This is a genomic window from Arenimonas sp. (assembly GCF_044348765.1).
Taxonomy (GTDB): domain Bacteria; phylum Pseudomonadota; class Gammaproteobacteria; order Xanthomonadales; family Xanthomonadaceae; genus Arenimonas.
The window spans coordinates 20,589-28,555 of the sequence record NZ_JBIKSE010000022.1; the positions used below are offsets into that span (position 1 = coordinate 20,589).

Annotated in this window: 6 protein-coding genes and 2 tRNA genes; 3 read left to right on the forward strand and 5 right to left on the reverse strand. The window is 56.5% G+C overall.

Translation table 11 applies throughout. The features are described from left to right. Positions 1-9: 9 nt before the first annotated feature. Positions 10-2,331, forward strand: coding sequence for a type IV pilus modification protein PilV (pilV, locus tag ACIQ0Q_RS05215; protein WP_395771892.1), 2,322 nt, complete (start codon positions 10-12; stop codon positions 2,329-2,331). A 71-nt stretch (positions 2,332-2,402) separates the two neighbouring features. On the opposite strand, the gene ACIQ0Q_RS05220 is transcribed toward pilV, so the two are convergent. After that, positions 2,403-2,479 (reverse strand) — tRNA-Asn (locus tag ACIQ0Q_RS05220). A 56-nt stretch (positions 2,480-2,535) separates the two neighbouring features. Continuing rightward, complete coding sequence (locus ACIQ0Q_RS05225) at positions 2,536-3,072, reverse strand: GspH/FimT family pseudopilin (RefSeq protein ID WP_395771893.1); 537 nt, start codon at positions 3,070-3,072, stop codon at positions 2,536-2,538. Positions 3,073-3,186: 114 nt separating this feature from the next. On the opposite strand from ACIQ0Q_RS05225, the gene uvrB reads away from it, so the two are divergent. Both uvrB and ACIQ0Q_RS05235 read left to right on the forward strand, forming a co-directional pair. Next, positions 3,187-5,178: an excinuclease ABC subunit UvrB gene (uvrB, locus tag ACIQ0Q_RS05230; protein ID WP_395771894.1), complete on the forward strand. Its 1,992-nt coding sequence runs from the start codon at positions 3,187-3,189 to the stop codon at positions 5,176-5,178. 48 nt (positions 5,179-5,226) lie between these two features. Next, positions 5,227-5,301 (forward strand) — tRNA-Val (locus tag ACIQ0Q_RS05235). 62 nt (positions 5,302-5,363) lie between these two features. Here the strand turns inward: ACIQ0Q_RS05235 and ACIQ0Q_RS05240 are convergent. From ACIQ0Q_RS05240 to ACIQ0Q_RS05250, 3 genes are all read right to left on the reverse strand, one after another. Next, positions 5,364-5,993 (reverse strand): LuxR C-terminal-related transcriptional regulator, encoded by a 630-nt coding sequence (locus ACIQ0Q_RS05240; RefSeq protein WP_395771895.1) that lies wholly within the window; start codon positions 5,991-5,993, stop codon positions 5,364-5,366. Between the two features lie 234 nt (positions 5,994-6,227). Next, positions 6,228-7,013 (reverse strand): hypothetical protein, encoded by a 786-nt coding sequence (locus ACIQ0Q_RS05245; protein ID WP_395771896.1) that lies wholly within the window; start codon positions 7,011-7,013, stop codon positions 6,228-6,230. Then, the gene (locus tag ACIQ0Q_RS05250; RefSeq protein WP_395771897.1) at positions 7,010-7,945 is read right to left on the reverse strand and encodes an aminotransferase class IV; all 936 of its coding nucleotides are present in this window, start codon (positions 7,943-7,945) and stop codon (positions 7,010-7,012) included. The genes ACIQ0Q_RS05245 and ACIQ0Q_RS05250 overlap by 4 nt, the downstream gene beginning before the upstream one ends. Positions 7,946-7,967 lie beyond the last annotated feature (22 nt).

The following is a 7,967-nucleotide window of genomic DNA, read 5'->3' on the forward strand; positions in this document are numbered from 1 at the left end:
GATACCGTCATGAATAGCCATATTATGAGCAGGACGTCGCGGGGCTTCAGCATGATCGAGGTGCTGATCGCCGTAGTCGTGCTCGGATTCGGTCTGATGGCCTTGGCTGCCTTGCAGACCAGCATCATACGTTCTTCAGCGGAAACCAAGGCGCAGACGGTTGCATTGCAATTGGCCAAGGACAAAGTCGAAGATCTGCGCTCGTTCCAGCACCTTGCCGGCTACCAGGCACTGACCTCCGGCAATGACACAGCCACTGAAAGTGCCGTGACTTACGCACGCACCTGGACGGTGACACGTTTTGGTTATCAGCCCAGTGCGGGTGTGTTCACGGCCATCGCCACGCTGACCGGCGCGACACCGGCTGCCGATGCCGGTGGCATTGCGTTTAGCGCGAATAATGAATACAAACGCGTTGCAGTAAGGGTGTCTTGGACTGATGCCGGTGGCGTTTCCCAGAGTATCGCCATCGAGGATGCCATTGGTGCGGTATCCCCGGGAGACGGCGCTAAAGTGGTGCTGAACAATACGGCTTCTTCCGAGCCGCGCTATCCGCGGGTGTTGATTCGTGATCCAAGCTTGACGCCTGGCGTCATCCCCATTGCCATTGGAAACGGAACGGATACGGCCGCGACCAATCCGAGGCCAGAGGTGGCCGGAAACAATAATAATCAACGCGTCGTTGAAACACGTTACGATGTATTGACCTATGCCGGTTTGAACAATGGTGTGGCTCAGGCGCAATCCCGCGTTGAAACTGTAGTGGTCGGCTGCACGTGTACGACAAACAATCCGGGTATGGATGTTAGCTATCGCCCGACCTACTGGAACGGATTCCGTTATACCGTTCCACGCGTCGCTACCTACACGAATCCTAAAGCACGTGCCGCCACCTTGGCTCAGAACGCACCGCCACAAAGCCAGTATTGCAACACCTGCTGCCGTGATCACCACGACCCTTCCGGCGAAGCGGGGCCCAAGTTCGATCCGCGCCGAACCTCGCATGTGCACTATAAGATTGTAAATGGTGCGCTACAGGTCGCTGGAGCCGATGATGATTATATCGAGGCCTGCCGCCTGATTCGGGTGGACGGTATTTTCCGCGTTGCCACAGACCTGAGCAACGATTATTTTAATCTGCTTCGGGCCCGCAATGACGGTACTGCGGCTGCCTATGCACCAACCAGCACCGCGGCATCAAACTATCAATCTTTGGTCTTGGACTATCTCGGCAGTCGTATCGTCAACGAGGGAAATGCAACTAGATACAATATGCTGCTTAATGCCGGTGCGCTTGCTGCTCTCGAGTTTGCTTGGGACATCAATAACCCCAGTGAAATACCCATCCAGCTCGGCAATGACTTCAAATGGCTGCATAGCCGGGGTCTTTTTATTGACTATCTTGAGCCCGAAGCCGTGGATAAAATTACAACGGCCAAGGCCGATTGCAAAACCTCCTTGCAAAGCTGTGTGCTGCCCTTTGTCCCGTTTACCTCCATCAATCTCTCCGAACTCAGTAATTGGACGCCGGTATCCGGGCCGGATATCGTGGTAACCAATAATGACTTCTCCGGCGGTGGTAGTGGCGCCCCGGTGCGTGGCAAGGTGACTCCCGGTAGCCGGCCGGTTAAAGCAACAGAGACTGCGAATAGTACAATTTATGCATCGAATTCGGGGGTGGCTGTATTGCAGTTGCCGATTGATAATGAAGAGATTTTAGCGACGGATTCTCAATTGTTTAGGATCGGCGGCAGTGACCCCGGTGGATCGGGTTCGTTTAAAGTCAATATTACGGGCTATTCCTTTGGTATTGCTTCATCGGGCAATCCGGTCATCAGTGCGCAATACTCCTTCACGGATTGCAATCCGAGCCCGTCTACAGTCAATCCTTATAACTGCACCGTTTCGAAAGTAGGTTTGGAAACGACGGTATCTATTGGTAAATACAATTATCCCGACACCACGCTCGCGTGGCGTGCTGGTTTTTCCGGAAACATTACCTGCACCAAGACACAAGCAGGTAGCACGGAATCGAAGACGATTTCAGTGAGTATTGCCCCCGGCACTGCAAATGCCCGACCGATTTGCCGTAATTTCGGTCCGGCGATGGTAAATTCCGGATTCACCTCGCTCGTGCTTGGCCATGGCACCGGGCTGGAAACCACAAGGTTCACCGGAATTGTCAATCAGGATGATGTGCTGCAAATTGCAGTGACAGAAGAGGCGGCGGTGCCTGCCACCGAATATATCTGCACCTTCACCAAGAATGCGAATGAGGTTAATGACATTGCGGATGTCAGTTTGACCTGGGATCAGGACCCCTGCAATTAACCCAAACGCTGCTCTGGCGGGGCTGGTTTTGCTCATAAAAAACCCGCCGGAAGGCGGGTTTTTATTAAGTTTGGCGCCCGAAGTTGGACTCGAACCAACGACCCCCTGATTAACAGTCAAGTGCTCTAACCGGCTGAGCTATTCGGGCAAGGGGTCTATTTTCGCCCAGACCGCCCTTGGCGTCAATAACCGCGGGCTCCGGGTTCAGAAGACGCAGGCCAACGCCGCGCGTTCGGCATCCGGCACCCCCCGGCGCAGATTGCCGGTATTGCTGACCACCAGGGTCTGCGCCTTATCCGCGCCGCGCCGGTCGCACAGGGTGAAGGTGGCATTACTGCCGGCATTGCCGCCGTTGCCCTGGAATACGATCCGGGTCCGTCCGCTGCTGCTGATCAGGCGGGCGTTTTCCACTTCGGTCTGCCGCAGGATGACCCCTTCATCCGGTTCGCGCTCGCGGTTGGCGTTGCTATCCAGGAACCCGATCCAGCCTTTGCTCCAGTCGAAGCTGGGGGTGCAGCGGATGCCGTCGTGGCTCGGGCACAGGGTGGTGCGGGTGCCGTGCAGTGCCGCTTTGTGGGAAGACTGCATCAGACTGGACAGCAGGGCGGCCTGCATCGCCGCAGAATCCCCGGCGTAGCGCGCTGAAAGAAAAGCCGGTAGGGCTATGCCGGCCAGAATACCGGCGGTGGCCAGACCGAGGACGAGTTCAATCAGGGTAAAACCGTGGATAGGACGGGACATGGGGATCCTCCGGAGCTGGGAATTCCAGTCTGAATAAACGCCGAAAGCGCGGAAGTAGGTGAAAGCGGGGCCGCGCTGTGCGAAAATCCCCAATTGGCCCCGAAAAAAGATTGCATGGACACCCCCTTCCGTCTGGTTTCCCCGTTTTCGCCCGCCGGCGACCAGCCGCAGGCCATCGACAAGCTGATTGCCGGCTTCGAATCCGGCATCGCCGCACAGACGCTTCTCGGCGTCACCGGCTCCGGCAAGACCTTCACCATCGCCAACGTCATCCAGGCCATCCAGAAACCGACTCTGGTGCTGGCCCCGAACAAGACCCTGGCTGCCCAGCTGTATGGCGAATTCAAGAGTTTCTTTCCGGATAACGCGGTCGAATATTTCGTCAGCTATTACGATTACTACCAGCCTGAGGCCTACATTCCGGCTTCCGATACCTTCATCGACAAGGACAGCTCGATCAATGAGCACATCGAGCAGATGCGGTTGTCGGCGACCAAGGCCCTGCTCGAGCGCCGCGATGCCATCATCGTGGCCTCGGTGTCCTCGATTTACGGTCTGGGCGATCCCAACGAATACTTCCGCATGGTGCTGCATCTGGTGCGCGGCGACCGCATCGACCAGCGCGAACTGATCCGGCGTCTGACCGAGATGCAATACACCCGCAACGATATCGAGCTCAAGCGCGCCACCTACCGCGTGCGCGGCGAGGTCATCGACATCCATCCGGCCGAGAGCGATTACGAAGCGATAAGGGTCGAGTTGTTTGATGGCGACATCGAGAATATCGCGGTGTTCGACCCATTGACCGGCGAAGTCCGTCGCAAACTGCAACGCTATACCCTGTATCCGAAATCGCATTACGTGACCACGCGCCGGACCATCCTGGATGCGGTCGAAACCATCAAGGCCGAGCTGAAAGACCGGCTCGAATACTTCTACCGCGAGAACAAGCTGGTGGAAGCGCAGCGTCTGGCGCAGCGTACCCAGTTCGACATCGAGATGATGCTTGAGGTCGGCTTCTGCAGCGGCATCGAAAACTATTCCCGGCATCTGACCGGCCACATGCCCGGCGAACCGCCGCCTTGCCTTTACGATTACCTGCCGCCGGATGCATTGTTGGTGGTCGATGAATCGCACGTGACCGTGCCGCAGCTGGGCGCCATGTACAAAGGCGACCGTTCGCGCAAGGAAACCCTGGTCAACTTCGGCTTCCGGCTGCCTTCGGCGCTCGACAACCGGCCGCTGAAGTTCGAGGAATGGGAGCGCCGCGCTCCCCGCAGCGTTTACGTGTCGGCCACGCCCGGACCTTACGAGCTCGAGCATTCGAAGGGGCAGGTGGTCGAATTGGTGGTGCGGCCGACCGGGCTGGTCGATCCGCAGATTGAAATCCGGCCGGTGGCCACGCAGGTCGATGACGTGCTTTCCGAGATCCATGAGCGCGTCAAACTCGGCGATCGCGTGCTGATTACCACGCTCACCAAACGCATGGCCGAGAACCTGACCGATTACCTCGCCGAGCACGGGGTGAAGGTGCGTTATCTGCACTCCGATGTCGATACCGTCGAGCGCGTCGAGATCATCCGTGATCTGCGTCTGGGGGTGTTCGATGTCTTGGTCGGCATCAATCTGCTGCGTGAGGGTCTGGATATGCCCGAGGTCTCGCTGGTAGCCATTCTCGATGCCGACAAGGAAGGCTTCCTGCGCTCGACCCGGTCGCTGATCCAGACCATCGGCCGGGCCGCCCGCAATCTGCGCGGTAAGGCCATCCTGTATGCCGATCGCATGACCGATTCGATGAAGGCCGCCATCGGCGAAACCGATCGGCGTCGCGCCAAGCAGGAGCAATACAACCGCCAGCACGGTATCGTGCCGACCTCAATCAAGCGCGAGATCATGGATGTGATGGAGGGCGCCCGCAGCGAACCTGAGCAGGCCGCGGCCACTCCGGAAACAGGGGTCTCGGTGCTGACCGCCCAGCAGCTGGCCAAGCGTCTGAACGAGCTCGAGGCCAAGATGTTCAAGCACGCCCAGAATTTGGAGTTCGAGCAGGCCGCGGCCTGCCGGGATACCATCGCCAAGCTCAAGCAGCAAGCCCTGCTGCGCTGAGATTTGCCGGAAAGCGGGACTTTATCGTATAATGTCTATCCCGGATTCGGGCGATTAGCTCAGCGGTAGAGCACTACCTTGACATGGTAGGGGTCACAGGTTCGAACCCTGTATCGCCCACCACTTAAAAACCACCCGACAGGGTGGTTTTTTTCTAAGAGCTAAAAAATGATCTCGGTACAGATTCAGTCAGTCTGAGCGATTTGCTCTCCCAGAGACAGCGCAATTCCCGACTCTAAAGCCTTTTTTCTTAGATTGATGAGATTCTTAGTCCCAAACTTCTGGATGACTTTTGCTCGGTGAATGTACACCGTTTTGACTGAAATTTTGAGGATTTTTGCAATTTCTTTAGATGAACAGCCTTGGGTTAAGAGTGCTAGAACACGTTTTTCTTGGGGTGTAAGCTTCGGCGCTTCACTTTTTGCAGAATGATTAAAGTCATGGCTAAGGAATTTATGCCCATTACCGACCTTTTCGATGCCTTCGAGCAGAACACTAAGGCTAGACCCTTTGCTTATGCAGCCCGCCACACCGATATTAAAAAGCGATTCGATTTTGTTTAAGCCAGCATCTTCGATGAAAGCGATAATCTTTAGCTTTTCCGCTAAGGCATGGTAATCCGAAAATGCGATGGGATCCAACGGGCTGAAGCGGGAAAGATCTGCAATAAGAATATCAGTGCCTAATTTTTCCAGGTGCTCAAGCGGCTCACTGGGCTTGCTAATAGTGGCAACAACTTGGTGGCCATTCTCTTTGAGAAAGCAGCTAAGCGATTCACTAAAAATCCTGTTTGTATCCAGTATGGCTAAGTTCATACCCCTATATTGGCATTAAGTAATCTCTATGCCATATAGAAATAATTCTTATAAATAAAAAACATATATATATATTATTTAAATGTGTAAATAAAAAACATATATGTATCTTTCTATATTTAAACAGCTAGAAATGTATAGGCACTTAGTATCTGAAGATAAGTTGCCAGACCCATGTCGATATAGCCCTATAAACTGAAACTCTTCGCGACAATATCCGAGATAGATTCTTTATTACACCGGCTTCAGCCGTGCCGCATATAGGCGTTGGTAGGCGGGCATGCAGACGTCGGCGATGGCCTGATGGCGAGCGCTGAGTTCGGGAATCCGTTCCGGCCGTGCCTCGAACCCGGTCGAGCGCCAGACCGCGTCATACCAATACTTGGCCCAGATGCCGTCACTGTCACGCGGACCGGCCGGCCAGTGCAGCATCCGATCTTCGAAAGCAATGCCGAAATGCTGGCACAGGGCCTGCAAATGACCGCGCGGATTGCTGAGGAATTCGGTGGAGTCGATGACCGGCGGCGTGCTGCCGCTGCGCTCGCAGAGTTCATCAAATAATTCTGCTTCCTGCAGCAGGCCGATGTCTTCCGGCGCCACTTCGGCCCGCGATTTGATATAGGACGCCACCACGGCATGGGGGTGCCGGATCAGGAAGGCATTGCTCAGACCGTGAATCCATTCGTGATCCATGCCCGGAAGCAGGTGATGGCTCATGTGCTTCTGGTACCACAGCGCTTTGCCGCCCGGAACCGGGCCGGTCAGCGTTTCGCTCACGCGCCGCCAGTCGCATTCGCCCTCGGCGATGACCTCGGCCGCACCGGGATGATCGAGTTTAGTCTGTGCCAGGAACGCGGCATACAAGGGCTCGTCGGATACCGTGCAGTCGCTGCGATTTTCAAAGGCGCGCATCATCGCCGTGGAGATGTTGCGTGGCCCGCTCCACATGGCGATGCGCATGGACGGGCAGGTGTCGCGGGAGGCCGGATCCCGTGAGCGACCCATGCGCAGCATGCTCATGCCAGGCGGTCGGCGCCGCGCACGGTCACGTCGCGTTCCACCAGCTCGCGGTACAGCTGCTGCAGGCGCAGCACCATCGGGCCGGGCAGGGCGTCACCGATGACGCGGCCGTCGATCTCGCGGACCGGCACCACGCCGGCAAAGGTGCCGGTGCAAAAGGCTTCATCGGCACTGTAGACCTGACTCAAGCTGAAGTTTTTTTCGAAACATGGGATGCCGTTCTGTCGGCACAGGGTGAGTACATTGGCCCGGGTGATGCCGCCCAGACAGTAGTCACCGGTTGAAGTCCACACTTCACCTTTGCGCACGATGAAGAAATGCGTCGAATTGCAGGTCGCCACGAACCCGTGCGGATCCAGCATCAGGCCCTCATCGGCGCCGGCCTCGATGGCCTGGATGCAGGCGGTGATGCAGTTGAGTTTGCTGTGCGAATTGAGTTTCGGATCCTGCACGTCCGGAAAGCCACGGCGCACATGCACGGTGAACAGTTTCAGTCCGGCCTGCAGCGTTTCCGGCTTCGGCGTTTTGTATTCGGGAATGATGACCACCGTCGCCTGACCGATGCAGGCACGCGGATCCTGATAGGGCGTGCGCTTGATGCCGCGGGTGACCATCAGCCGGATATGCACGTCATCGCGCATGCCGTTGGCTTTCAGCGTCTCTGCGATGGCCTGTTTCATTTCGCCGCGGCTCATGCCGATATCCAAGGCGATGGCCTTGGCGCCTTCGTAAAGGCGATCGAGATGCGCGTCCAGAAACGCCGGCTGGCCGGCAAGGACCCGGAATCCCTCCCAAACGCCATCACCCAGCACGAAGCCGCTGTCGAAGACCGAAACTGTGGCCTCAGCGCGTGGTTTGAGGATGCCATTGACCCAGATCCGGATGTCGGCGTTGCGCACGTCGTCGTGGAAGTCGTGAATGCTGGTGCTCATAGTGCTGCAACCTCAATGAATA